The 23,744-nt window shown below is 62.2% G+C and carries 25 protein-coding genes; 12 read left to right on the forward strand and 13 right to left on the reverse strand.

What is annotated here, in order from left to right; all coding sequences use genetic code 11:
* From VIZ63_RS09420 to VIZ63_RS09435, 4 genes are all read right to left on the reverse strand, one after another.
* Complete coding sequence (locus tag VIZ63_RS09420) at window positions 1–885, reverse strand: TPM domain-containing protein (RefSeq protein ID WP_414703781.1); 885 nt, start codon at window positions 883–885, stop codon at window positions 1–3.
* Window positions 886–913: 28 nt separating this feature from the next.
* Window positions 914–1,546: a LemA family protein gene (locus VIZ63_RS09425; protein ID WP_331609316.1), complete on the reverse strand. Its 633-nt coding sequence runs from the start codon at window positions 1,544–1,546 to the stop codon at window positions 914–916.
* A 279-nt stretch (window positions 1,547–1,825) separates the two neighbouring features.
* Window positions 1,826–2,575, reverse strand: coding sequence for a class I SAM-dependent methyltransferase (locus VIZ63_RS09430; RefSeq protein ID WP_331609317.1), 750 nt, complete (start codon window positions 2,573–2,575; stop codon window positions 1,826–1,828).
* 234 nt (window positions 2,576–2,809) lie between these two features.
* Window positions 2,810–3,004 carry a hypothetical protein gene (locus VIZ63_RS09435; protein ID WP_331609318.1) on the reverse strand — a complete coding sequence of 65 codons (195 nt, stop codon included), beginning with the start codon at window positions 3,002–3,004 and terminating at the stop codon, window positions 2,810–2,812.
* 111 nt (window positions 3,005–3,115) lie between these two features.
* Here VIZ63_RS09435 and greB point away from each other — a divergent pair, with 111 nt between their 5' ends.
* Window positions 3,116–3,628, forward strand: coding sequence for a transcription elongation factor GreB (gene greB / locus VIZ63_RS09440; protein ID WP_331609319.1), 513 nt, complete (start codon window positions 3,116–3,118; stop codon window positions 3,626–3,628).
* An 87-nt stretch (window positions 3,629–3,715) separates the two neighbouring features.
* On the opposite strand, the gene VIZ63_RS09445 is transcribed toward greB, so the two are convergent.
* The 3 genes from VIZ63_RS09445 to VIZ63_RS09455 all read right to left on the reverse strand — a co-directional run bounded on the left by VIZ63_RS09445 (window position 3,716) and on the right by VIZ63_RS09455 (window position 6,801).
* Window positions 3,716–4,282 carry a hypothetical protein gene (locus VIZ63_RS09445; RefSeq protein ID WP_331609320.1) on the reverse strand — a complete coding sequence of 189 codons (567 nt, stop codon included), beginning with the start codon at window positions 4,280–4,282 and terminating at the stop codon, window positions 3,716–3,718.
* 164 nt (window positions 4,283–4,446) lie between these two features.
* Window positions 4,447–5,862 (reverse strand): homospermidine synthase, encoded by a 1,416-nt coding sequence (locus VIZ63_RS09450; RefSeq protein ID WP_331609321.1) that lies wholly within the window; start codon window positions 5,860–5,862, stop codon window positions 4,447–4,449.
* A gap of 261 nt (window positions 5,863–6,123) precedes the next feature.
* Window positions 6,124–6,801, reverse strand: a complete 678-nt coding sequence (locus tag VIZ63_RS09455; RefSeq protein WP_331609322.1) for a glutathione S-transferase family protein — start codon at window positions 6,799–6,801, stop codon at window positions 6,124–6,126.
* A 174-nt stretch (window positions 6,802–6,975) separates the two neighbouring features.
* On the opposite strand from VIZ63_RS09455, the gene VIZ63_RS09460 reads away from it, so the two are divergent.
* From VIZ63_RS09460 to VIZ63_RS09495, 8 genes are all read left to right on the forward strand, one after another.
* Complete coding sequence (locus tag VIZ63_RS09460; protein WP_331609323.1) at window positions 6,976–7,818, forward strand: sulfurtransferase; 843 nt, start codon at window positions 6,976–6,978, stop codon at window positions 7,816–7,818.
* 228 nt (window positions 7,819–8,046) lie between these two features.
* Window positions 8,047–9,990, forward strand: coding sequence for a biosynthetic arginine decarboxylase (speA, locus tag VIZ63_RS09465; RefSeq protein ID WP_331609324.1), 1,944 nt, complete (start codon window positions 8,047–8,049; stop codon window positions 9,988–9,990).
* A gap of 161 nt (window positions 9,991–10,151) precedes the next feature.
* Window positions 10,152–10,343: a hypothetical protein gene (locus VIZ63_RS09470; protein ID WP_331609325.1), complete on the forward strand. Its 192-nt coding sequence runs from the start codon at window positions 10,152–10,154 to the stop codon at window positions 10,341–10,343.
* Between the two features lie 349 nt (window positions 10,344–10,692).
* Entirely contained in the window at window positions 10,693–10,968 is a 276-nt protein-coding gene (locus tag VIZ63_RS09475; RefSeq protein ID WP_331609326.1) for an RNA-binding protein, read from the forward strand.
* Between the two features lie 150 nt (window positions 10,969–11,118).
* On the forward strand, window positions 11,119–12,312 hold the full coding sequence (locus tag VIZ63_RS09480; RefSeq protein ID WP_331609327.1) for a succinylglutamate desuccinylase/aspartoacylase family protein: 1,194 nt from the start codon (window positions 11,119–11,121) through the stop codon (window positions 12,310–12,312).
* A gap of 54 nt (window positions 12,313–12,366) precedes the next feature.
* On the forward strand, window positions 12,367–12,795 hold the full coding sequence (locus tag VIZ63_RS09485; RefSeq protein ID WP_331609328.1) for a DUF6524 family protein: 429 nt from the start codon (window positions 12,367–12,369) through the stop codon (window positions 12,793–12,795).
* 115 nt (window positions 12,796–12,910) lie between these two features.
* The gene (locus VIZ63_RS09490) at window positions 12,911–13,429 is read left to right on the forward strand and encodes an NUDIX hydrolase (protein WP_331609329.1); all 519 of its coding nucleotides are present in this window, start codon (window positions 12,911–12,913) and stop codon (window positions 13,427–13,429) included.
* Between the two features lie 164 nt (window positions 13,430–13,593).
* Window positions 13,594–13,986, forward strand: a complete 393-nt coding sequence (locus VIZ63_RS09495; RefSeq protein WP_331609331.1) for a hypothetical protein — start codon at window positions 13,594–13,596, stop codon at window positions 13,984–13,986.
* Window positions 13,987–13,996: 10 nt separating this feature from the next.
* Here the strand turns inward: VIZ63_RS09495 and VIZ63_RS09500 are convergent, their stop codons facing one another.
* The 5 genes from VIZ63_RS09500 to VIZ63_RS09520 all read right to left on the reverse strand — a co-directional run bounded on the left by VIZ63_RS09500 (window position 13,997) and on the right by VIZ63_RS09520 (window position 18,530).
* Window positions 13,997–14,644 (reverse strand): hypothetical protein, encoded by a 648-nt coding sequence (locus VIZ63_RS09500; protein WP_331609332.1) that lies wholly within the window; start codon window positions 14,642–14,644, stop codon window positions 13,997–13,999.
* 126 nt (window positions 14,645–14,770) lie between these two features.
* A complete protein-coding gene (locus VIZ63_RS09505; RefSeq protein WP_331609334.1) occupies window positions 14,771–15,400 on the reverse strand; it encodes a hypothetical protein in 630 nt (209 codons plus the stop codon).
* A gap of 393 nt (window positions 15,401–15,793) precedes the next feature.
* The gene (locus VIZ63_RS09510) at window positions 15,794–16,102 is read right to left on the reverse strand and encodes an RNA-binding protein (protein ID WP_331609335.1); all 309 of its coding nucleotides are present in this window, start codon (window positions 16,100–16,102) and stop codon (window positions 15,794–15,796) included.
* Between the two features lie 391 nt (window positions 16,103–16,493).
* Window positions 16,494–17,195, reverse strand: a complete 702-nt coding sequence (locus VIZ63_RS09515; RefSeq protein WP_331609336.1) for an HAD family hydrolase — start codon at window positions 17,193–17,195, stop codon at window positions 16,494–16,496.
* Between the two features lie 153 nt (window positions 17,196–17,348).
* The gene (locus tag VIZ63_RS09520) at window positions 17,349–18,530 is read right to left on the reverse strand and encodes an O-succinylhomoserine sulfhydrylase (RefSeq protein WP_331609337.1); all 1,182 of its coding nucleotides are present in this window, start codon (window positions 18,528–18,530) and stop codon (window positions 17,349–17,351) included.
* Window positions 18,531–18,618: 88 nt separating this feature from the next.
* Here VIZ63_RS09520 and VIZ63_RS09525 point away from each other — a divergent pair, with 88 nt between their 5' ends.
* The 3 genes from VIZ63_RS09525 (at window position 18,619) to VIZ63_RS09535 (ending at window position 22,804) form a co-directional block, all read left to right on the forward strand.
* A complete protein-coding gene (locus tag VIZ63_RS09525; protein ID WP_331609338.1) occupies window positions 18,619–19,287 on the forward strand; it encodes a glutathione S-transferase family protein in 669 nt (222 codons plus the stop codon).
* A gap of 140 nt (window positions 19,288–19,427) precedes the next feature.
* Window positions 19,428–20,612, forward strand: coding sequence for an FIST signal transduction protein (locus VIZ63_RS09530; RefSeq protein WP_331609339.1), 1,185 nt, complete (start codon window positions 19,428–19,430; stop codon window positions 20,610–20,612).
* A gap of 122 nt (window positions 20,613–20,734) precedes the next feature.
* Window positions 20,735–22,804, forward strand: a complete 2,070-nt coding sequence (locus VIZ63_RS09535) for a S9 family peptidase (protein WP_331609340.1) — start codon at window positions 20,735–20,737, stop codon at window positions 22,802–22,804.
* A 172-nt stretch (window positions 22,805–22,976) separates the two neighbouring features.
* On the opposite strand, the gene VIZ63_RS09540 is transcribed toward VIZ63_RS09535, so the two are convergent.
* The gene (locus VIZ63_RS09540) at window positions 22,977–23,738 is read right to left on the reverse strand and encodes a helix-turn-helix transcriptional regulator (RefSeq protein ID WP_331609341.1); all 762 of its coding nucleotides are present in this window, start codon (window positions 23,736–23,738) and stop codon (window positions 22,977–22,979) included.
* Between the last annotated feature and the right edge of the window lie 6 nt (window positions 23,739–23,744).

The following is a 23,744-nucleotide window of genomic DNA, read 5'->3' on the forward strand; positions in this document are numbered from 1 at the left end:
CTACCAGCGACCGGAAGCGCCGCCGCCACCGAATCCGCCACCTCCACCACTCCAGCCACCACCGCCCAGACCACCACCACCGAATCCACCACCCCATCCGCCACCCAGCCCGCCACCGCGACGGTGACTGCTCCAGCCGCCCCCGCCGAATCCTCCTCCGCCGCCGAACAGCGTGAATATGAAGGCGAGTAATGCAGTACCGATCGCCACGCCGATCACGCTCGTCAACACGTACGCGATCACGCCAGCGATGCCGCCGATGACACCGGCGCCGCCGAATCCGCCGAACAGCCGGCGCAGGATGCCGCCGCCGATCACCACCAGCACGAACAGCATCGGCAGCAGCGAGCCGATGCCCTGCACCGACCGCTGCTCACCCTGCTGCGGTTCGGGCAGCACTTCCCCCTCGATCAACGCCACGAGACGCGCGACGCCCTGGCTGATACCGCCGTAGTAGTCGCCCTGCCGGAAACGGGGAACGATCACCTGCTGCACGATGCGACTGGCGATCACGTCGGGAATCGCGCCCTCGAGTCCGTAACCCACTTCGATGCGGACCGCCCGATCGTCCTTCGCGACCAGCAGCAGCACGCCATCGGCGATGTCCTTGCGACCCAGCTTCCAGCTGTCGACGACGCGAATCGAATACTGCTCGATAGCCTCCGGCTGCGTCGTCGGCACGATCAGCACCGTGATCTGGCTGCCCTTGCGCTGATACAGATCGCGGATGGTCTGTTCGAGCGAGGAAATCTGTGAGGGCGTGAGCGTCCGGGTCTGATCCATCACCGGCGCGGTGAGCGGTGGCACCGCCACCTGTGCGAACGAAGTGACCGCACAGAGAAGCAGAATCCAAACCGCGAGCAGGCCAGTGGCAACGCCGCGCATCGTAAGAGAGCGAACCACCGCAGTCAGCTTATCCAGTCGTCGACTCGACCTGCGGCGGCGTGGTGGCGGGTGGCTTGCCGAAATCCACACCCGGCGGACGTGAAATCTCCGCTTCGTTCTCGACCGAGAAATTCGGCTTGACCGTGTGACCGAACAACTTCGCGGTCAGATTGGTCGGGAAGGAACGAACCGTCGTGTTGTACGACTGCACGGTATCGATGTACCGCTTGCGCGCGACGGTGATGCGATTCTCGGTGCCTTCGAGTTGCGCCCGCAGATCATCGAAACCGGAGATCGACTTGAGATCGGGATAGCGTTCGACCACGACCATGAGCCGCGACAGCGCCGAACTGAGCTCGCCCTGCGCTGCCTGCCATTTCTGAAAGGCGGCCGGATCGTTGATCAGCTCGGGCGTGGCCTGGATCGAAGTCGCCTTGGCGCGTGCATTCACGACACTGTCGAGAATGTCCTTCTCCGACTGCACCGCACCTTTGACGGTGTTCACCAGGTTGGGCACCAGGTCGGCACGTCGCTGGTACTGGTTCAGCACCTCGGACCAGGCCGACTTCACCTGCTCGTCCTGCGACTGCAACGTGTTGTAACCGCACCCCGTCGACAGGGCGGCCAGCATGATCAAAAAGACAACGCGGACGGCTTGCATGGGAATTCCTTGTTGGCGCCAGCGGCGAACGCAGCTGATATAGGGGAACCAACTACCGGAGACAAGACGCAGTTCCCGCCGGCGAGAATCGTGCCCTGGGGCCAATGGCGCCCAGGTTGCGGCGCCAGCGAAAAAGAACCGAAGATTTCCACGGGGCGCGCGGGGAGACACGGGGTCGGAAGAACGCTTTTTTTGTTTTTCTGTCACCCCGCGTTACCCCGTGTTCCCGTGGAGACTTTTGTCTTCTATATGCAACGCGCGCACATGCTGGAGCAAACGTCATTGTGCCTGGGGCCGGCCGACTCGCAGATGCAGCGGCCAGATGACGACACGCTGCTCGCCAGGCCGCCACACTGTCGCCAGCCTCTCGCGCAAGGCCGGCAACGGATCGAGCTGCAGCGTCCTGACGTACCGTTGTACCGCCGACCAGGTGCTGAGATAGCCCATCAGCGCGCCGAGATCCCATTCCAGACGCAGCTCCAGCGACGGCACGGGGACTTCGTTCAGTTCGAAGGGCAAAGTTCGATACGCATCCTCGACGTAGCGACGTTCCGGCGGCCAATACTTGCCCACCGTGGTGTCGTAGAAATCGCGCACGATGGCATCGACCTTGGGATCGATGCGCGTGAGTCCGTAAGTCCATAGGGCCAATGCACCATCCGGCCTGAGCACGCGCCGCACGCCCGCGTAGAACCGCGAGTGATCGAACCAGTGTGCCGCCTGCGCCGCGACGACCAGGTCGATCGAACCGTCGCGAAACGCCGGCTGCTCGGCGAGATTGGCGACGTAGCGAACGCGTTCATGCGCCTGCGCATTCAACAACTGCGGCACACTGCCATCCGTCGCGATCACGCAATCGAAATATCGCGCGAGAGCGATCGCCGCCTGGCCGTTGCCGGTCGCGCAATCGAGCGCATAGTCATGACGCCGGGTGAGCGTCGCCAGGAATTCATACAGCGCGGGCGGATAGTCCGGACGGTACTTCGCGTACAGTGCGGCGTGTCCGGAGAAGTGATCCTTGAACGACATGGGAAGACGCGTTCGTGCGGCCAGGATTTGAACCTTGCCACAATGCGCCGCGGCTTCCTACGCTGCGGCGCGACGGCGCTATCGTCGGATGCAATTATCCGGGGCAAAAAAAACCCCGAGTTTGCGGCTCGGGGCAGAGAAGCGGACCTTCTGAAGGGAAGAAGCCCGCCAGGGGATTCGCAGGAAACATCAACGCAACGCTCACATCCACTCAAACCGACGGCATCGACTGGATCAGTGCAACCGCGACCACTGCAGGACCTTGATGTCCCGCGATTCGCATTCGAAGTTGCGTGCCAGTACCGCAGCGGCCTCCTTCATGTCGCCGCGACGCATGGTGCGGCTGACCTCAACCACGCCGCGGAACTCGCTGAGACCTTTGGGCTTGGTCTCCTGAAGCAGGAAATGCGTGTAGTACTTGACACTCATGGGGCTCAGACTAGGGAGCACACCCTGTACGTACCGTGAAGGAACGCACATTTTTTCCGCGGTTTGACCGTATCAGGCGTTGCCTTAGATCGATTTAGCAAACGGGATCACATGAGTCGTTATCGACCGCCCACACCGCGGGGCTCGAAATTCATCACGCCCGAAGGGGCAAGCCGGCTGAAGCAGGAACTGGATCATCTGTGGCGCGTATTGCGGCCTCAGGTGACGCAAGCGGTATCTGAAGCCGCCGCCCAGGGCGACCGCTCCGAGAACGCCGAGTACATCTACGGCAAACGCCAGCTACGCGAGATAGATAGCCGTGTGCGCTTTCTGCGACAACGACTCGAGGGCATGACGGTCGTCGATCAGCCGCCGAAAGATCGCAACCGCGTGTTCTTCGGCGCCTGGGTAACGCTCGAAGACGACGACGGCGAGGAAAGCGAATACCGCATCGTCGGCCCCGACGAGTTCGACGTGGCGAAACGCTACCTCAGCATGGACTCACCGCTCGGCAAGGCGCTGTTGCGAAAAGCGCGGGACGACGAAGTGCGGGTGGAAGTGCCAGGCGGAATGAAGACCTATGTGGTGGTGGGGGTGAGATACGAAGACGGAGTGGATAGTTGATAGTGGATAGTTGATAGCTCAGAGACCGCGCGGCACGCTCACGCGCTATCCACTTTCAACTATTAACTATCAACTTGCTTTTCGGGCTTACAGACCGAAAAGCGAAAACAGCTTCCGCACCGAGCTGCCCGCCTTGTCGAGGTCACGCCTGCGGCGCTCCTGCATTCGCTGCTGCAACTCGCTGCGCTTCTGTTTCATCCACTCGTCGCGTTGCGCGTCCTGGTCAGCGCCGGGGCGGCGGCGTGCTTCCTGAGCGTCGCGAAGTTTGCAGAATTCGCGATACGCGGCCAGATCGTGCTCGAGATCGCGGCTCACCAGTTCGACCATGATGGCGTGATCGAGAAAGCCGGCGCGCGCGGCCGTCGGCTCCGCATTGCCGAAGCACGCCAAGGCATTGATGAGGCGCTGGCTGTCTTCAGCACCGAGCGGCCAGTCAGGATCGATAGCCATGTCGAGCATGCTGCCGAGCCGCGAAAATCGCTCACGCACGAACTCGGCCTGCTGGGCGCGCTGCGCCTCTTCGAACACCTGGCGCGCCGCGGCCACGATGATTTCAGCCGATCGCTGACGCGCCGCCGCCTGCGTCTGCTGTGCCACTGTTTCGTAGTGACGCAGATCTTCGTCGCCGAGATTGAAACTGATGCGCAGGGGCATTGGGATAGGCCGACTGGCCAACTGGCTACTGGTTCTGCTGGCCAGAATAGGAAGCTCGTGCCGGCTGCGCACCGGCACGAGTCCCACTTTTCATACACCGACTAGCTGGATCTAACTCTTCCTCTGGCCAGCGGACCAGTCGGCCAGCCAGTTGGCCGCGTGCCTCAAACAAGCACATTCCTGAACTGCCATGGATCCGACGCATCGATGTCTTCCTTGAACAGCGATTCACGGCCGGTCAGTGGCGTCCAGTCGGTGTACTCGCCGACCACGGGCCCGAGGTACGGCCTGCAGATTTCCAGATTGCGGCGGAAGTCGATTTCGTCGGGTTCGACGAGGCCGCGTTCCGGATTCTCCATCGCCCAGACCATGCCTGACAGCGCGGAAATGCAGACCTGCAGACTCGTTGCGCTGTTGTAAGGCGCGAGCTTGCGTGCCTCGTCGATCGACAACTGCGAGCCATACCAGTAGGCATTTTTTTTGTGGCCCGCGAGCAGCACGCCCAGTTCATCGATGCCCTCGATGATTTCCTTGCCGAGAATCCGCTTCTTTTCCTGCTCCTGCCAGTTCCGCCCGGCGAATTCGTTCACCGACAGCACTGCGTCGTTGCTGGGGTGGTAGGAGTAGTGTGTCGTCGGGCGCGACAGGACCTTGCCGCCTTCGCGGTGTGTCAGAAAATCCGCGATCGAGACGGATTCGCCGTGCGTGATGAGGAAGCCATGGAACGGGCCCGCCTTTGGCGTCCAGGTGCGCACGCGGGTACTGGCGCCCGGCTGCAGCATGTAGATGGCGCACTTCGGTCCGAAGTCGAACTCCTGGCCGCGCGGCGGCAACGTTTTTTCATGCGTTCCCCAACCCAGCTCCGCCGGCTGACAACCTTCGCTGATGAAACCATCGACAGACCAGGTGTTGACGAACTCACCCGGCTTCTTCGGCACGTTCGACACCTGCGTGTCGCGTTCGGCGATATGGATCACCTTGATACCCAGCGCGTGCGACAACGCAGCCCACTCTTCACGAGACTGCGGATTGCCTGCAGCGACGCCGGTGTCCGCCGCAATGTTGAGCAGCGCCTGCTTCAGCAGGTGCGAGACCAGGCCGGGATTCGCACCGTGCGTCATCACAGCCGTCGGCCCCTTCAGGCCCGAAGCGCGCAACGCCAGCGCAGTTTCACGCAACGCATAGTTGGTGCGACGTGCTGGCGACACGCTCGTATCCGTATAACCGCCGGGCCACGGCTCGATGCAGGTATCGAGATAGAGCGCGCCCTTCTCGTTCGCGAACTGGACGAGCGCGAGACTCGACACGTCAACCGACAGGTTCAGCAGGAAATCGCCACGCGCCAGCAGGGGATCCAGCACCTGGCGGTAATTCTCGCGCGTCAACGGGTGCTTCACGAATTTGATGCCGTATTCCGACGCTTCTGCGCGACCGGCATCGTCCGCCGTCACGATCGTGATGCGTTCGGGGCTCACGCCGATGTGCCGCAAGATCAGCGGCAACACTCCCTGACCGATACTGCCGAATCCTATGAAAACGATGCGGCCGGGGAATACGAAGTGAACGGGGTGATCAGACATATCAAACACTCGACTGGTCGGGAACACATTCGCGACCGAGTGTACTGACTTTTGTCCGCGCGGCGAACCCCGCGGAAAAGACGAAGATCGGATCTCCACGGGGAAACACGGGGTCGGAGTTTAAAAGCGTCGTCGCGAAATACGCGGGGCGACGGCCGCGTCTAGCGCTGGTACGACGTCAGTCGAGCGGAGATTGTTCGACCCACAGCTTTCTTGTTCTTGCCCCGTGGAATCCCGTGGCGATCTTTTCGTCCTGGTTTTTCAGGTATCGCGCAGCTCGCGCCAGTGCGGCGGATAGGTGCGTTCGTAGCCAGGCAGCGCTTCGATGCGCTTTATCCACGCAGCGATGGCGGGATACTTGGTGTCCAGCGGCAGCAGTCGACCGCGCAGATCGCCGGCTTCGCGGCGCTCCAGCGCGCGCAGCAGCATTTGAATGCCTGGGAAGATCACGACATCGGCGGCCGAGAACGCTTCGCCCACCACCCAGGAGGATGTGCTCAATCGTTCGTTGATGGTGCGGGCTTCGGTAGCGAGCAGATGCATCGCGCGCATCGCATCGTCGGAATGACCGCCGTCGGCGGCCTGAAAGAGAATGGAGTACATCACTTTCTTGACGTGCTCCTCGACATAGGCCTCGTACTCGCTGATCACGCGCACGATGGTGCCTGCCTCTTCGGGCGTGCGACCGAGCAGCGGCACCTCGGGATACTTGCGCTCGAGGTAATAAAGAATGGCCATCGACTCGAAACAGACGTAGTCGCCGTCACGCAGCACGGGCACGCGGCCGCGCGGATTCATCTGCAGCATCTCCGGCGACTTGTGCTCCTGCTTGCCGAACTGCACAAGATGCGAGACGTACGGCAGTTGCTTGTATTCGAGAGCCAGCAACGCCCGCCATGAATACGGGCTGCCGCTACCCCACCAGAGTTCGAGTGCCATGTAGGAGTCCTGAGAATGCCCGCGAGCGCGGGGATTGTAGCGAAGTGGCGCGAGACGCGTGGCCGCGCGGTGGGCTGATCGGTCGATCGTCCCAGAATAGGGTTGGCGCGGATGTCTTTCTGAGGAGCAGCGCCTATTCTTGAGCTATCGCTGGCTCATTTACCTACGACAAGCATGTCCCCACTCATCTCAACCACTGACCTCGCCGCCCACATTGCCGACCAGGGCTTGCTGATCGTCGACTGCCGCTTCGATCTGGCGCGCCCTGCTGCGGGTGAACTGGCTTACGCGCAGGGCCATATTCCCGGTGCCATCTACGCACATCTGGATCGCGATCTCGCCGCGCCGATCACGCCGTCGAGCGGCCGGCATCCGCTGCCGCACCCGGAGGAATTCGCACGCACCCTCGGCCGCTGGGGACTGACGCGCGAAACGCAGGTCGTTGCCTACGACGCCGATACCGGCGCCTATGCGGCGCGACTGTGGTGGTTGCTGCGCTGGGCAGGCCATCGAAGCGTCGCGGTGCTCGATGGCGGCTTCAGGGCCTGGCAGGACGCGGGATTGCCAGTCACGACCGACATTCGTCCGCGCACTCCGACACATGTCGAAGTCGCTGCGGACCGCAGCCTGTGGCTGGATGCCGCGGAGGTGGCCGCCCGTGCTGGCAGCAACCAATGGCGTCTGCTGGACGCCCGCGCGCCGGAACGATTTGCCGGCGAGGTCGAGCCCATCGACCCGGTCGCGGGGCATGTGCCTGGCGCAATCAATCACCCGTTCGCGCTCGATCTCGGCAGCGATGGACGCTTCCTGCCGCCGGAGGAATTGCGGGCGCGCTTCGAACGCTCGCAGGACGGCATCGACGACGACCATACGATTGCAATGTGCGGCTCCGGCGTCACCGCGTGCCATCTGCTGCTGGCGCTGGAAGCTGCGGGCAAACCGGGCGGAAAGCTGTACGCAGGTTCGTGGAGCGAATGGATCCGCGATCCGGCGCGAGGGATCGCCACAGGCCGCTGATCGAACACATCACATCCCGTCACTCACCGCTGTAATCGCCGCAACCACGGTGCTATCGTTCGCGCCGTCGCTCGCCGGCCGAGGAATGCATCGTGGCAAGGTCCGCGAATCCGCCTGCGCCATGCAACTTGGCGTCATGCAACAAGTCTCTCCTCCCGGCCGTTCTCTCTGACCAACCCTCTCTCTGCGCTCTGCGGAGCCACTGAGTCCTAAAGGCTATTGCCCACGATGTCACGACCAATTCCACGCGAAGCCAACGGCAACTGGAAGATCGAAGACTCACTCGATCTCTACCAGGTGCCCGCCTGGGGCAAGCACTACTTCGGCATCAATGCCGCAGGCCACGTCGTCGTGCGCCCCGACGGTGAAGTGCAGCACGAAATCGATCTGCATGAAGTCGTCGAAGGCCTCAAGGCGCGCGATCTCACCGCGCCCGTCGTCGTCCGTTTTTCCGACATCCTGCGCCATCGACTCATCCGGCTGCACGGCGCGTTCTCGCAGGCGATCGCGGAAAACGATTACAAGAACCGCTACTGCGCGGTGTTTCCGATCAAGGTGAACCAGCAGCGGCTCGTCGTCGAAGAGGTGTATCGCTACGGCAAGGAATTCGGCTTCGGCCTCGAAGCCGGCTCCAAGCCGGAACTGCTCGCCGTCATGGCGCTGACCGAGGATGCGCCCGACCGCATGATCGTGTGCAATGGCTTCAAGGACGACAGCTATATCGAGGCCGTGATCCTCGCGACCAAGCTCGGCCGCACCATCATTCCAGTGGTGGAGAATTTCGAGGAGCTCGCACTGATCCTCAAGCACGCGAAGAAATACCAGGTGCGTCCGCGCATCGGCGTGCGCGTCAAGCTCGCGAGCGAAGGCGCCGGCCGCTGGCGCGATTCCGCCGGCGAGAAATCCAAGTTCGGATTGTTCGTCACCGAAATCATCGAACTCGTGCGCACGCTGCGCGAACACGACATGCTCGACTGCCTGGAACTCGTGCACTGCCATCCGGGCAGCCAGCTGCAGGACATCCGCCGCGTCAAGGATGCGATCAACGAACTCGCGCACGTTTACGCGGAATTGAAACTCATGGGCGCGGGACTCAAGTACATCGACGTCGGCGGCGGCCTGGGCGTCGACTATGACGGCAGCGGCACGAACTACGAATCGTCGATGAACTACACGATGAACGAGTACGCCAGCGACGTCGTGTACCGCATCGCCAGCGTCTGCAATGCGCGCGGCATCGATCATCCTATCATCGTGAGCGAGTCCGGGCGTGCCACGGCCGCACATCACAGCGTGCTGGTCTTCAATACGCTTGGATCATCCGCTCTCGATAAATTCCGGGTCACCGGCAAAGTCGAAGAGGATTACAAAGGCGATCAGGAACTGCCGCAGCCGGTCGCCGATCTGTTCGTCGCGCATCGTGGCGTATCGGAGCGACGACTCGTCGAGTGTTATCACGACGCCGTGCAGGCGCGCGAGCAGGTGCTGCAGATGTTCAATCTCGGCCTGCTGAGCCTGGAATTCCGCGGTCTGGCGGAGCGGCTGTACTGGGCGACCTGCGCACGCATCCGCGACTTCTGCCGCAAGCTCGACAACGTGCCGGAAGAACTCGAAGGGCTGGAACTGATCCTCTCCGACACGTACTTCTGCAATTTCTCCGTCTTCCAGTCGCTACCGGACAGCTGGGCCATCGGCCAGCTCTTCCCCATCATGCCGATCCACCGGCTCGACGAAAAACCCACGCGCAACGCCGTGCTGGCGGATATCACCTGCGATTCCGACGGCAAGATCGATCGCTTCGTCAGTCATCGCGACGTCAAGCGCACGCTGGAACTGCACGAGCTGCGCACGGGCGAGGAGTACTACCTCGCCGCCTTCCTGGTCGGCGCCTACCAGGAAACGCTTGGCGATCTGCACAACCTGTTCGGCGATACCCACGTAGTCCACATCCGCCTGCACGACGAAGGCGGCTGGTGGATCGAAGAGATCGTCAAGGGCGACACGGCGGGCAAGGTGCTGAGCTACATGCAGTACGACGTGGATCACCTGTATCCGCAGTTCACGCGCGATTGCGAACGCGCCGTGCGTGAAGGTCGCATGACCCTGGCCGAAGGTCAGGCGCTGCGCCGCTTCTACGAGTGGGAACTCAACGGGTATACGTACCTGGAGTGAGTGGATAGTTGATAGTTAAAAGTTGATGGTTGAAAGCGTCGGACTTGCGGGCTTCAACTAGCCGCTATCCACTATTAACTGTGTCATCTGCCCGTCACCCTTCCGTCACAGTGACTTCACGCGCGGCCTGCACGATGCTCCTCATCAACGAAGGAGCACTCATGGATCCGCTGACCACTCTCTACGATCGCCTGCGTGAGCGGGCCGGCGCCGCGGGCAACTGGCCCGAAGAACCGCCGTTGCTGCAGGACTGGCTGCGCTTCTGGAACGACGAAGACACCGACCTCGGCAACCTGCGGAATTTCGAGCACTGGATATCGCGTGCCCGCTGCGAGCGAGGCATCGCACGCTGAGCCTGCGGTCCGCTCATGCCGGACCTTCGTATTGTCGACGCAGGCAGAGCCGTCTTTCTGCAACTGCAAAAAAGCCGGGATTTTACTTTCCGGATCCCACCGCACCGCACCGTTGCAAGCCCAAAAATGCTGACGTAGTATCGGCCGCGGTCAGCAAAACAACGCATTCAACTGAAGCATTTCAGGCGACCACCTTCTCTCTGGCACCCCACCCACCCTGGCACGATTTGCGATCAGTTCTGTGCGAACGACCAAGGCTCAGTGTGTCCCTTCAAGCGAGCGACAGCCCACGCGGGCTCGCCGTAAGGATGACCATGCTGCTGTTTCTCCGCGAACCGAGTGACAATCGATGACGACGATCTACGTTGGCAATCTCCCCTTCAGCGCCACTGAGGCCGAGGTCCGCACGCTGTTCGAGCAGTACGGAGCTGTGCAGTCGGTGAAACTGGTGAATGACCGCGAGACGGGCCGCCCACGCGGCTTCGGCTTCGTTGACATGTCCTCCTCGGACGCCCTCAAGGCGATCGAGCATACGAATGGCCTGGACATGGGCGGCCGTCCGTTGCGCGTCAACGAGGCGCGTGAACGCGAATCGCGTCCGCCACGACAGACCGCACGCTGGTAATCGCCCCGGGATCCGGACACCACCGGATCCTCGCCCTATACGCAACGCGATGTGCCCGGCGCATCGCGGCTTCTCCGTGCCCTCCCGGTAGCCGCACTGCGGTATTTCCTCTATCTTCCGCCCTCGCTGAGTCATTGAAGGGGCAGGAAAATGTCGGGTATCAGGGTGCATCGCCCAGGGCGCGCTGCAGGGTGCGGCCTGTTGCTGACCGCATGCTGTCTTGTTGCGGCCGGCCTCTCGACCCTCTGCCCCACTCCCGTCCGCGCGGCCGAATCCAACGCTGTCGCCGAGCTGAAGCCCAAGGGGCGGCTGCGGCTGCTCGGCGCCGAGATTGCGCCCGGCACACGTAAACGCCTCACCTGGACCAATGGCACCGCCATCGAAGGCTTCGCGGTGCCCGTGCCCGTGATCGTCCTGAACGGCAAGGGCCCCGGACCCGTCCTGTGCATCACGGCTGCCGTGCACGGAGATGAGCTCAACGGCATCGAGGTCACACGCCGAGTGCTCGACGATATCGATGTCGAGGAACTGAACGGCGCCATCATCGGCATACCGATCGTCAACATCCAGGGGTTCTATCGCGGCACCCGCTACCTGCCGGACCGGCGCGATCTGAATCGCTACTTCCCTGGCAACCCCAAGGGCAGTTCCGCGACCCGCATGGCGCACTCGCTATTCACGGAAGTGATTCGCCACTGCTCTGCCCTCATCGATCTGCATACCGGTTCGCTGAATCGCACCAACCTGCCGCAGGTGCGCGCCGACCTGAGGTCGCCCACGGTAACGCGCATGACCCGCGCATTCGGCGCCACCGTCGTGCTGCAGAGCGCCGGCGACAAGGGGTCGCTGCGGCGGGCAGCCAACGACGCCGGCATTCCGTCGGTCACCTTTGAGATGGGCGAGCCCATGCGCGTGCAGCCTGAACAGGTGGAGCACGGCGCCAAGGCGATCGAAACGCTGCTCTATGCGCTGGGCATGACCAGGCAGCGTCGCTACTGGGGCGACCCGGAGCAGGTGTACTACTCCTCGAAATGGGTGCGGGTCGACAATGGCGGCATCCTGTTTTCCGACGTCGCCCTCGGCGAGCGCGTCAGCGAAGGCGAACTGCTTGGCGTCGTGACCGACCCGTTGTCGAACGAGCAGCATCGGATCTATGCGCCGACCAGCGGCCGCGTGCTCGGCATGGCCCTGAACCAGGTGGTGCTGCCAGGATTTGCGGCCTACCGGATCGGCATCGATACCGCCCGGGCCAAGGCCGTCCGGGACCGAGAGGAAGGCAGCGAGGAAGGACCAGACGCCGTCGAAGACGAGGACGGCGCCGAAGATGCGCCACCCCGCGGCTGATTGACGCCGCCGCAACAACCCCTGCACGCTTGAGTCACCGATCAGGAACAACGCATGCCTATGGATGAACGACTCAGTTTCAGCGGCGTCCTGCTGCGTGCAGCGTTTGCGCTGGTGCTCGTGCTGCTGACCTTCAATCCCAGCGGCTATTCCTACGTCCACATGGTGATGAAGGACTTCCCGCACGTCACGCCGGTGGAGGCTGTCTGCGGCATCGTGCTGCTGATTGCCTGGATCGTGTTCCTCGGTGCCACGCTCAAATCGATCGGGCTGGTCGGCATGGTGCTCGGCTTTGCACTCTTCGCCGCGCTCATCTGGATGATCGTCTCGTGGGGGTGGGTGACGCTGGCGGACCGGAACGCATTGACGTGGATCGGGCTGATCGTGCTGGCACTGATCCTCGCCGTCGGCATGTCGTGGTCGCATCTCTACCGGCGCTGGACCGGCCAGGCGACGGTGGATGAAGTGGACGAGGGAAAGTGACGCAAGTCACGTGAGTGACGCGATTCACGGGGGGCATGAACGAAGCCCGGGGAACTCGGGTTTGCTACCCTCGTCACCTCCCTGATTTTCGTCACTTACGTCACTCGATCCCGCCATGACCATTCTCTCCCTGAAGAACGTCTTCCGCGGCCGCGTCATCGAAGTGAACGTCGAGCGCGTCCAGCTGCCGAACGCCGCGATTGCCGATCTCGAGATCATTCATCACCCCGGCGGCGCCGCCGTGGTCGCCGTGAATGAAAGGCGCGAGATCTGCATGCTGCGCCAGTTTCGCCACGCGGCGAATGGCTGGCTGTGGGAACTGCCGGCCGGCAAGATCGACAACCGCGAACCTCCGCTGCAAACCGCACAGCGCGAACTCGAAGAAGAAGCCGGGGTCAGTGCAACCTCCTGGAAAAGCCTCGGCGACATGGTGAGTTCGCCCGGCGTATTCACCGAAGTGATCCACCTCTTCCTCGCCACCGGCCTGACCCAGGCCGCCGCGAAGCCCGAAGAACACGAGGTATTGGAGGTTCACTGGAAGCCAGTCGCAGAGGTGCTGCAGATGGCACACCGTGGCGAACTCCGCGACGCGAAGTCGCTTGTAGGCATTTTTCGCGCAACCGCGCGGCTCTGATCTGCCGTTACGTTAAACAGCGGATTCGCAGCCTTTCCTCTTGCCCCAACTAAGGCGAAAGACGAGCGCAGCTCGTGACGTTGCACACAATGCATGCGCAACGAACTTCGTAAGATGATCGCGATGATTCCATTCTCAGGAATCGCAATGACGATCACTGGACCGTGAAAGACGAACTGAAGAAACTCGGACTACGCATACGACCCCGCAAGGTGGGCGGCGAAACCGCGCCTGCACAGCCCGGCAAGATCGCCTTCGACGACCTCGGCAATGCCAAGTACGAGTGGCAGGGCGACCAGCTCAACGAAGACAGCGAGACCGGCGAGCGGGCACGCCGCAAAGCACTGGCGCATGTCGGCCTGTCCCTGGTGGAAGACGAGCCGCCGACCAATGCGCCGATCCGCCAGAACCCCAAGGGCCTGCGGGTCGGTTACAACCCGTATGAAAGCGGTCTGCTGACCAAGAAGGAACGCAAGCCCAAGCGCGACCTGCACGCACTGTCCAGATGGATCGAAGCCAGGAAGAAGCTCAACGGCAATCCACCGGAAGACAAGTGAAGTCTGTTTGCTACAGGCTCACGAGCCGCAGCTTCTCCTGATGACTGCAGCGGAAGAATCGCCGCAGCTCCGCTAACCACGCTTCCGGCCGCGATTGTCGTGGCCGCAGGAATTTTTCTTCGAGCGAACGACAGAAGCGCGCCGCGCTGCGGTTCGCCTCCTGGTAGCGACGCCGGCTCTCCTCGTCGAGCCCCGGCAGATAGCTGACCCCATGAAAGAGACGCCGGTGCAACGCAGTCGGAAAGCGTCCCTCATCCTGCCGCGTCAACAACTTCACCGCTCCGGCGTACTTGTCCACGTCTGCCTGCAGCTCGAGCTCCAGCAGTGACACGCCGCGCGCTCGCCCGAGACTCCACATCAGATAGTGAAAATGACTCACGCCTTCCAGCGCGGTGCAGAAGTCTTCGAGATTGCCATCGTCGAGATGCTGTAGCGGATCGCGTCGCTCCAGCCTGTCGAGCACTTGCTGATCGACATAGACACCGACCCGCACCTCATTGCGATCTGTAACGACTGCGACCTGCTCGTCGGCTTCGCAAGACTCGCCAGTCAGCGCCGCGAACCGGCCACGATCCGCTATCACATAGTCTTCGACGTCGTGCCCGATAGGTACGTCATAGAGTCGCGCGAGCATCTCCTGCATGCGACGGAGGATCATTGGGGGCCTTCATGGGAACAGGAATGAAGATCTCCACGGGGGACACGGGGTAGCACGGGGACAAGACGAGATTCCGCTCTGACCCCTGTGTATCCCCGTGTTCCCCGTGGAAATTTCTTCATCTGCTCACTGCTCGCTGCGAGCCATGGCCGCAACGGGCGAGACGCCGAGCCGTCGCAGGATGTTGTATGCGCGCGGACTGCCGGTCTTCATCCAGATTTCGTACTGACGCAGGATGTCCTTGTCCGTGTGGGTGTAGGACATCTCGGCCACATCGTTGAGCACATCGACGAGTCGCTGGAATTTCTGGGCCAGTTCCATGAACACCACCGCGAAGGCCTGGCCGCGCACCGTGTTGCGTGCACTGTCGGCCAGCGTCGCGTACGCGCGTCCACCCATCGCGATGTGATAGTCGACGTCGATGAGCTTGCGAGCAAAGCTCTGCGCGAAGAATCCAGCGATGAAGAGCGACACATCGCCGAGGCGGCGTAACGCGCCATCGCGTTGCTGAGCGGAACGAGCCTCGGAAGCTTCAGCCAGCATGTGGGCCAGCGGCTTGATGCGGACACCCTCGGGCGTCCGTTCGTAGAGCTCCTCCGAGCGGGCGAACATGGTGAGCACATTCACGACGTAGTGCTCGGTGTGATCATCCACAGCGACCTTCTGTTGCCGCAGCGCAGCCTGCATCGAGTCATGAAAGAACTCGCGCAGATTGGTGACGGCGAGAAGCGACCTGGCCTGCTCTGCATCCTCCATCGCGACACACCTCGTTCACTGACACGACCTCGGGACCTTCAAGATCCGTACCAGCAAGTTAACGTGACTGTCTCCATTCTTCAGTCGACCAATTTCCTTAATCCTGTAATCGGCACGACGGTTCCCGCGATTAAATGCCGCGGATATGCAGCAAGGTCTGTGACGAACGTCGCGGGTGGCGCTTAGCAGCAGGGTGGCGGGAGTGCCAAGAACAGGATTTCACACAGAGATCACAGAGTGCACAGAGGCAGAAAACGACGATCTTTCAATCCCTCCTTCTGTAACTCTGTGTTCTCTGTGTTCTCTGTGTAAATTCTTCTCTCCACGAAAAGAAAAACCCCGCGGCACTTGCGCACCGCGGGGTCTTCAATCAGCGAATGCTGCAGCTGGTGATTACCAGCGGCCGCCACCGCCGCCGCCGCGAGGACCGCGACCGCCGCCACCACCACCGCCGCCGCCCTGGCGTTCCTGTGCTTCGTTGATGCGCAGTGGACGACCGCCCATGTCCTTGCCGTTCAGGGACTGGATGGCGCGCTGTGCATCGGAGCTCGACATCTCAACGAAGCCGAAGCCGCGCGGACGACCGGTTTCACGATCGTTGATCAGTGCCACGGACTGCACGGCGCCGTGTGCTTCGAACAATGCGCGTACGTCCTGTTCTGTTGCTGTGAAAGGCAGATTGCCAACGTAGATTTTCGTCATAAAAGGACAAGCTCTCTCTGAAAAAAGCCTCGAGCGCGACCGCCGGTCAAGGACGAGCGAACACACGAGGCCTGGTTACAAACGGGCTCCTCCCCCTGCATGGCTGTGTCCTCACAGCACGAAGGTTTTGGTCCCAGGCCTAACGTTCGCGGTCTCGTCGGATTTTTCAGAAGTTGGCCGAAACGTTGGGTCGTCAATGACCCGGCTGGCCAAGCCAGAGAAAAAAGCAGGCAAAGGCAACGAACCGCGCGAAATCTACGCCAAAGGCAGAATCAAGGCAAATAGGTGCAGGCCGTTGAATTCATGGAATACAAATCACGCTCCGGAGCAGCCACGCGAACGTGTCAACGGCATCTGGTCGAGGTCGCAGATTGCTCTGCGTTGCAGCTTTTCAACCCACGGATGCACTGACTTCGAGCACCGCCACCAGTTCGGACAGCGATGTAACAGAATACGTGGCAGGCTCGATGTCCTCCGGCCAGGCCGCGCCGGTCCGGTTGACCCAGGCCGTAGACATGCCAACTGCGCGGGCACCCTCCACGTCCAGGTGCGGATCGTCGCCCACGTACATGACCTCGGCGGCGGCAAGATCCGTTCCCTCCAGGACCTTGAGGAAGACCGCAGCGGCCGGTTTGAGGACGCCGACCTGACGGGCGGCGACACTGCGCTCGAACAGATGCGACAGCCCGATCCGGCCGAGATCGGCGTTGCCATTGCTGGCCGTGAACAGCCGGTATCGTCCCTGCAACACCTGTAGTGCCGGACGTACGTCTGCATACAATTCCACCCGGTTCCGGGCAGCGATGAAGGCCTCGAACGCCTCGTCCGCCATGACTTCCGGATAGCCGCAAGCCGCTGCCTGTTCGCGCAGCGCCTGCTGCCGCAGGAACGTAAAGTCATGCGCCATGTGCGGGTAGTCGAGCGCTATCCGCGCCCGCGCATCCCGCATCGCTTCGATCGTCATCGCCTCGGCCGCCCGCGGATAACGCTCGAGCAGGAAGTCGTACATCGCCTGCTCGGCCTTGCGAATGACCGGCCACACTTCCCAGAGCGTGTCGTCGAGATCGAAACAGAGAGCGCGGAGTGTTTTCATCGGAGACAAAGTCGCAGAAAAGGCAGGTACACAGAGGAGCACAAACGGGATCACAAAAGAGCACAGAAAAATTCAGTCATATCCGAGCTTTTGTGCTCCTTTGTTTCCTATGTGCTCCTCTGTGTACCTGCACTTCTCTCGTGCTGCTCTTGTTCAGCACCGTACCGCCGCGAGACCGAGCTGGATATCGGCCTTGAGATCGTCGAGGTTTTCGAGACCGACGGAGATGCGCAGCAGGCCTTCGCGAATGCCGGCACGTTCACGCTCCGCGGGCGTGATGCGTGCATGCGTCGTGCTGGCGGGATGCGTGATCGTCGTCTTGGTGTCACCGAGATTGGCAGTGATGGACATCAGGCGGGTCGCATCGATGAAGGCCCAGGCGCCGTCGCGTGCGCGCTCGACCTCGAACGCAATGATGCCGCCGAAGCCTGACTGCTGGCTGCGCGCCAGCGCGTGCTGTGGATGCGACTCCAGGCCTGCGTAATACACCCTGGCGATGCCGGGCTGCTGCTCCATCCAGCGCGCCAGGTCGAGCGCCGCACTCGAATGAGCACGCATGCGCAACTCCAGCGTTTCGAGCCCCTTGAGGAAGACCCAGGCATTGAACGGGCTCATGCTGGGCCCGGCCGAGCGGATGTAGTTGAAGATCTCCGTGCCGACAAGTTGCTGGTTGCCGACGACGGCGCCACCGACGCAGCGACCCTGGCCATCGAGGAACTTGGTGGCCGAATGAATGATGAGATCCGCACCGAACTCGAACGGCCGTTGCAGCGCGGGTGTGCAGAAGCAGTTGTCGACGATCAGGTACGCGCCCTGCGCGTGAGCGATATCGGCGATCGCGCGAATGTCGGCGATCACGGCGAGCGGATTCGACGGTGTTTCCAGAAACAGCAGCTTCGTGGTGTCCTTCATGGCGTTGCGCCATGCGTTGTTGTCGTCGGGACGCACGTACGTGACCTCGACGCCGAATTTCACCAGGTAGCGATTGATCAGACCAATGGTCGAACCGAAGACGCTGTCGGAACAGATGATGTGATCACCCGATTTGAGCAGCGCCATGCACGTGGCCAGGATGGCGGCCATTCCGGACGCGGTGCCGACACAGGACGCGCCGCCCTCCATCGCCGCGAGCCGCTCTTCGAAGCAACGCACGGTGGGATTGGTGAAACGCGAGTAGATGTTGCCCTTCTCGGTTTCGCTGAAGCGCGCGGCTGCCTCCGCCGCATTGCGGAAGACATAGCTCGACGTAGCGAAGATCGGTTCGGAATGTTCGCCTTCATGAGTGCGAACCTGGCCGGCGCGGACGGCGAGCGTGGACAGATGAAGGTCGGACATACGCGGGATATCGGCTGCAACCGGGGCCCACAGTGTAAAGAAAAAGCCCCGCGGCATTCACTCTTTACCTTTGCCGTGAGGCGCGGCCATGCATGATACTGCCCGGCACTTTCTGTTCTGGAATCGACCCATGCTGACTCTCGTCATCGGCGACAAACACCTGTCGAGCTGGTCGCTGCGACCGTGGATCCTGCTGCGGCACCTCGATCTGCCGTTCCGCGAAGTGGCCCTGCAGCTGGACACGCCGCAATTCGCGTCAGCGATACGCCAGTACTCTGCCTCCGGCCGCGTTCCGGCGCTGATCGATGGCGACACTCACGTCTGGGATTCGCTGGCGATCATGGAATACCTGCATGAAAAGTCCGGCGCGCGCGCCTGGCCCGCCGATCCGGCACAGCGCGCGCATGCACGATCCATCAGCGCGGAGATGCACTCCGACTTTTCCGCGTTGCGCGAGCATTGGCCCATGCAGGCCGCCAGCATCCTTCCCAACGTCGCGCTGCCGCCGGCGGGTCTGAAGGATGTCGCCCGGATCGATGAACTCTGGCAGGACTGTCGCCGCCGGTATGCCGCCCGCGGCCCGTGGCTGTTCGGCGACTACTCCGCGGCCGATGCGATGTACGCGCCTGTTGTACTGCGCTTCCACACCTATGGCGCGACGTTGTCCGATGCGGCCACAGCGTACGTCACGCAGGTTCTCGGCGATGCTGCGCTCGGCGAATGGATCGCCGGCGCACGTGATGAACTGAGCCGATGATCCCGATCGAATGGGAGTCATCGGACTGCCGACAACCGCACAACCCGTAGAACGCACGACGGACAAGCGCGCTGGTGCTCGCTAGAATCAACCGGCACTCGCGAACTCACCCGTGAACTCACCCTGGATCGTCGACCACTATGCGTTGGGCCTCCGTCATCGACACCGACGCGCTGCTGTCTACGGCCGTAACGCATGCCGCCGCAAAGATCTTCAAGGGCCTGGGTAATTGCGAACCCGATCTGCTGACCGTATTCGTCAGCGCCCATCACGCCGCGCGTTTCGAGGAACTCTCGTATCTGTTGCTGCGCGAGTTCGAAAGCAGCTATCTCTTCGGCTGCTGCGCCGTCGGCGTGATCGGGGGCGGACGCGAGATCGAGGATGGCCCCTGCCTGTCACTGACCGGCGCGACGCTGCCGGGCGTGCGAATGAAAGGCGTACACCTCGATGCGGCACAGGTGCCGCCGGTCTATGCCGAACCGCACGTCTGGGAAGACACGATGCACCTGACGGCGAGTCAGCAACCCTCGTTCCTGATCCTCGCCGACCCTTTCAGCTTCGAAACCGAAACCTTCGTGAAGGGTCTGGATCGCGTCTATCCGAGTGCGACGAAGGTGGGCGGACTCGCGAGTGGCGCACGCCAGGTCGGCGGCAGCGCGTTGTATCTCGGCAATGAGATTCATCGCTCCGGCGCCATCGCACTCGCACTGACGGGCAATGTGCAGATCGACCCCGTGGTCGCTCAGGGGTGCCGGCCGATCGGCGATCCAATGTTCGTCACGCTCGCGCACGAGAATCTGATTCGCGAACTGGACGGCCGGGTGCCACGCGACGTACTGGGAACGCTGTTCGAACGATTGCCACCCCTGGATCGCGAATTGCTCACCGACTCGCTGTTCCTGGGCATGGCCATGCGTGCGGATGCCAGCCAGTACGTGCCGGGCGACTTCCTGATCCGCAACATCCTCGGCATGGATCCGCAAAGCGGCGCGCTATGGGTCAATGCGCATGTGCCCACCAACAGCGTGGTGCAGTTTCATCTGCGCGACGCTGCGACCTCCGCCTACGATCTCGAACGGGCACTCACTCATTACAAGACCTCGACACTCTCCGGGCCGTCGACCGGCGCTCTGCTGTTCTCCTGCTCCGGACGCGGCTACGGTCTGTACGGTCAGACCGATCACGACAGCAATGCCTTTCGCCGCCTGATCGCCGACGTCCCCATCGGCGGCTTCTTCGGCGACGGGGAAATCGGACCCGTCCAGAACTCGACCTACCTGCACGGGTATACAAGCGCCTTCGCCGTGTTCAGCGAACGGAAGTAAGAGACAGGATTTCACACAGAGATCTCTCTGATCTCTGTGTGAAACCTCCACCTCCCCAGGTTCCTTTCTCTTCCCGCTTCCCTGTGACATTCTTTCGCCGGTTCTTTTCCGGGAGTTTCTGCATGATTCCTTTGCGCGCCGCCAGTGCCCTGCTCGCTTCGTTGCTGCTCGCCCCTGCTGCATTTGCGCAGGCCAAGCGTCCCTTCTCCGTCGACGATCTCGTCCGATTGAACCGCGTGTCCGAGCCGGCACTCTCGCCGGACGGCAAGACTGTCGCCTTCACCGTGCGTGAAACCGACATGGACGCGAATCGCGGACGCAGCGATCTGTGGGCGCTGGATGTCGTCACCAAGGGCGCACAACCGCACCGCCTCACGTCGCATGCCGAAAACGACAGCAGCGCACAGTGGTCAGGCGATGGCCGCTACGTGTACTTCCTCTCCAGCCGCAGCGGCTCGAGCCAGGTCTGGCGACTGGGCAGCACCGGGGGTGAGTCCGAACAAGTGACGCGCCTGCCGCTGGACGTCGGCACGTTCAAGCTCTCGCCCAACGGCAGCAAACTGGCCGTGTCGCTCGACGTCTTTCCCGACTGCGCCGACCTTGCGTGCACGGCGAGGCGCCTGGACGAGAAATCCAGGTCCAAGGCCGCAGGAATGGTTCATGACCGGATCTTCATCCGGCACTGGGATACCTGGACGGACGGCCGTATTTCACAACTCTTCGTGCTGACACTGGAGAACGGCGCAGTGAAGGGCGAACCGTTGTCGCTTTCCGGATCGCTCGATGCCGACGTGCCTTCCAGACCTTTCGGCGATGCGTCGGAATACACGTTCTCGCCGGACGGCTCGAAGGTCGTCTTCACAGCGCGCCTCAAAGGCAAGCTGGAACCCTTGTCGACCAACTTCGATCTGTACGAAGTGGCCAGCGACGGCGGCGAACCGCGCAACCTCACGGCCGACAATCCTGCCTGGGATACGCAACCGGTCTTCTCGCGCGACGGCTCGCAGCTGGCATGGCGCGCCATGGAACGACCGGGCTTCGAAGCCGATCGCTTCCATGTCGTGATCCAGGACATGAAGAGTGGCCAACGCCGCGCGCTTACCCAGACCTGGGATCGCTCCGTCGATGCGATCGATTTTTCCCACGATGGCAAGACCCTCTATGCAACCGCCGACAATTTCGGCCAGCACCCGCTGTGGTCGATCGATGTGAAGACCGGCAAGCCGACGATGTTGACGGGCCCGGGACACGTCGACTCGTTCTCCATCGGCGAGCGCGAGATCGTTTTTTCGCTGGCCTCGCTCAAGTCACCGTCAGAGCTGTATGCGCTCACCATGAAGGGCAACGATCTGCGTGACCTGCCGCGCATCAATGCACAGGCCTTGAGCGAAGTGCAGCTCGGCGAACCGGAGCAATTCACCTTCGTCGGCGCCAACGACGAAACCGTATATGGCCACGTGATGAAGCCGGCTGGCTTCGATCCGCAGCGCAAGTACCCGCTGGCCTTCATCATCCACGGCGGTCCGCAGGTGTCGTTCGGCAATGCCTGGAGCTATCGCTGGAATCCGCAGACCTATGCAGGCGCAGGCTACGCAGCCGTCTTCATCGATTTTCACGGGTCGCCCGGCTACGGCCAGGCGTTCACGGACTCGATCTCGCAAGACTGGGGCGGCAAGCCGCTGGAGGATCTGCAGAAGGGCCTTGCCGCTGCACTCGCGAAGTATCCGTGGATAGACGCCGACCGCGCCTGCGCGCTGGGCGCCAGCTACGGCGGCTTCATGGTCAACTGGATTGCCGGCAACTGGCAGGAGCCGTTCAAATGCCTCGTGAACCACGACGGCATTTTCGACGCGCGCGGCATGGCCTACACGACCGAAGAACTGTGGTTCGACGAATGGGAACACGGCGGCCCCTACTACGAAGTTCCCGAGAACTACGAAAAATTCAATCCCGTGAACCTGGTCGCCAAATGGTCGGTGCCGATGCTGGTGATCCAGGGCGAGCAGGACTTCCGCGTTCCTGACACGCAGGGCATCGGAACATTCACGGCGCTGCAGCGGCGTGGCATCCCGAGCCGCCTGCTGTTCTTCCCGAATGAGAACCACTGGGTTCTCAAGCCCGCCAACAGCGTGCAATGGCATCAGGAAGTGCTGATGTGGCTCGGCGAGTGGACGCAGAAAAAAGCAGAATGACGGAAGCAGGGGCTAACCGGCCAACCGGCCAACCGGCCAACTGGCTGGAGCAGAAGGCATCTGGCCAGCTGGCCGGTTAGCCAGTTGGCCAGTTAGCCAGTTACCCGGTTAGCCGGTTAGCCGGTTAGCCGGTTAGCCGGTTGGCCAGTTGGCCGGCTAGCCAGTTAGCCAGTCACCGATTTACCCGCGTCCGATACGCGGAGAACATCGAGAACACCCACGGCCGGCAGGCCAGCAATAGCGCAATGCTGGTCTTGTCGCGCGACGGCACCTGGTTATCGAGCGCCGCGAGATCGGCGAAGTCCGCGGCCAGCTTCTCGATCTTGCGTAACAGGATGCGCACCGACGCCGGCGACAGCTCGGCCGAATGGAAGCTCAGCGCCTCGTTGCTTGCCGCGAACGCACCCTGCAGGAACTCTGCGCGCACCTGACGCTCATACAGCTTCCGCACCGGCCCTTCCGGACGCCACGCGATCGGCAGGCGCGCGTGCAATCGCACGTTGTATCCGGCATCGGTATCGATGAGTCGCGCTGCCGACAGACGATTGAGGAACGTGCGCATCGCCCGCTGCGACAGGCCCAGCCTCTCGCCCGTATCTGTAACAGAGCGGCCGTTCAAGAGCAGGTAGAAGCATGCGAGCAGCGACGCATTGCTCGCCAGGGTGCGCTCCTGTTCGAGCGTCAGGCTGTAGGGCTGCTCCTGCACGTCTCGCTGCGAGGCCGCGCCGGTAGTCATTCGCGCAAGATCTGCAACGCTCATGTCAAGCGCGCTGCAGACGCGCTCCAGGCGCGACAGCGTGAACGATTCGTCGGCGAACAGACGCTTCACGGACGACTCGCTCAATCCGAGCGTTTTACCCAGCCTGCCATACGTCACGCCGCGGGCTCGCAGACATCGCTTCAGGGTTTCGAGCATGCGCTTGGTCTCGTTCATGGCCTC

Source organism: Povalibacter sp., from assembly GCF_036520495.1.
In the GTDB taxonomy this organism is placed as follows: Bacteria; Pseudomonadota; Gammaproteobacteria; order Steroidobacterales; family Steroidobacteraceae; genus Steroidobacter.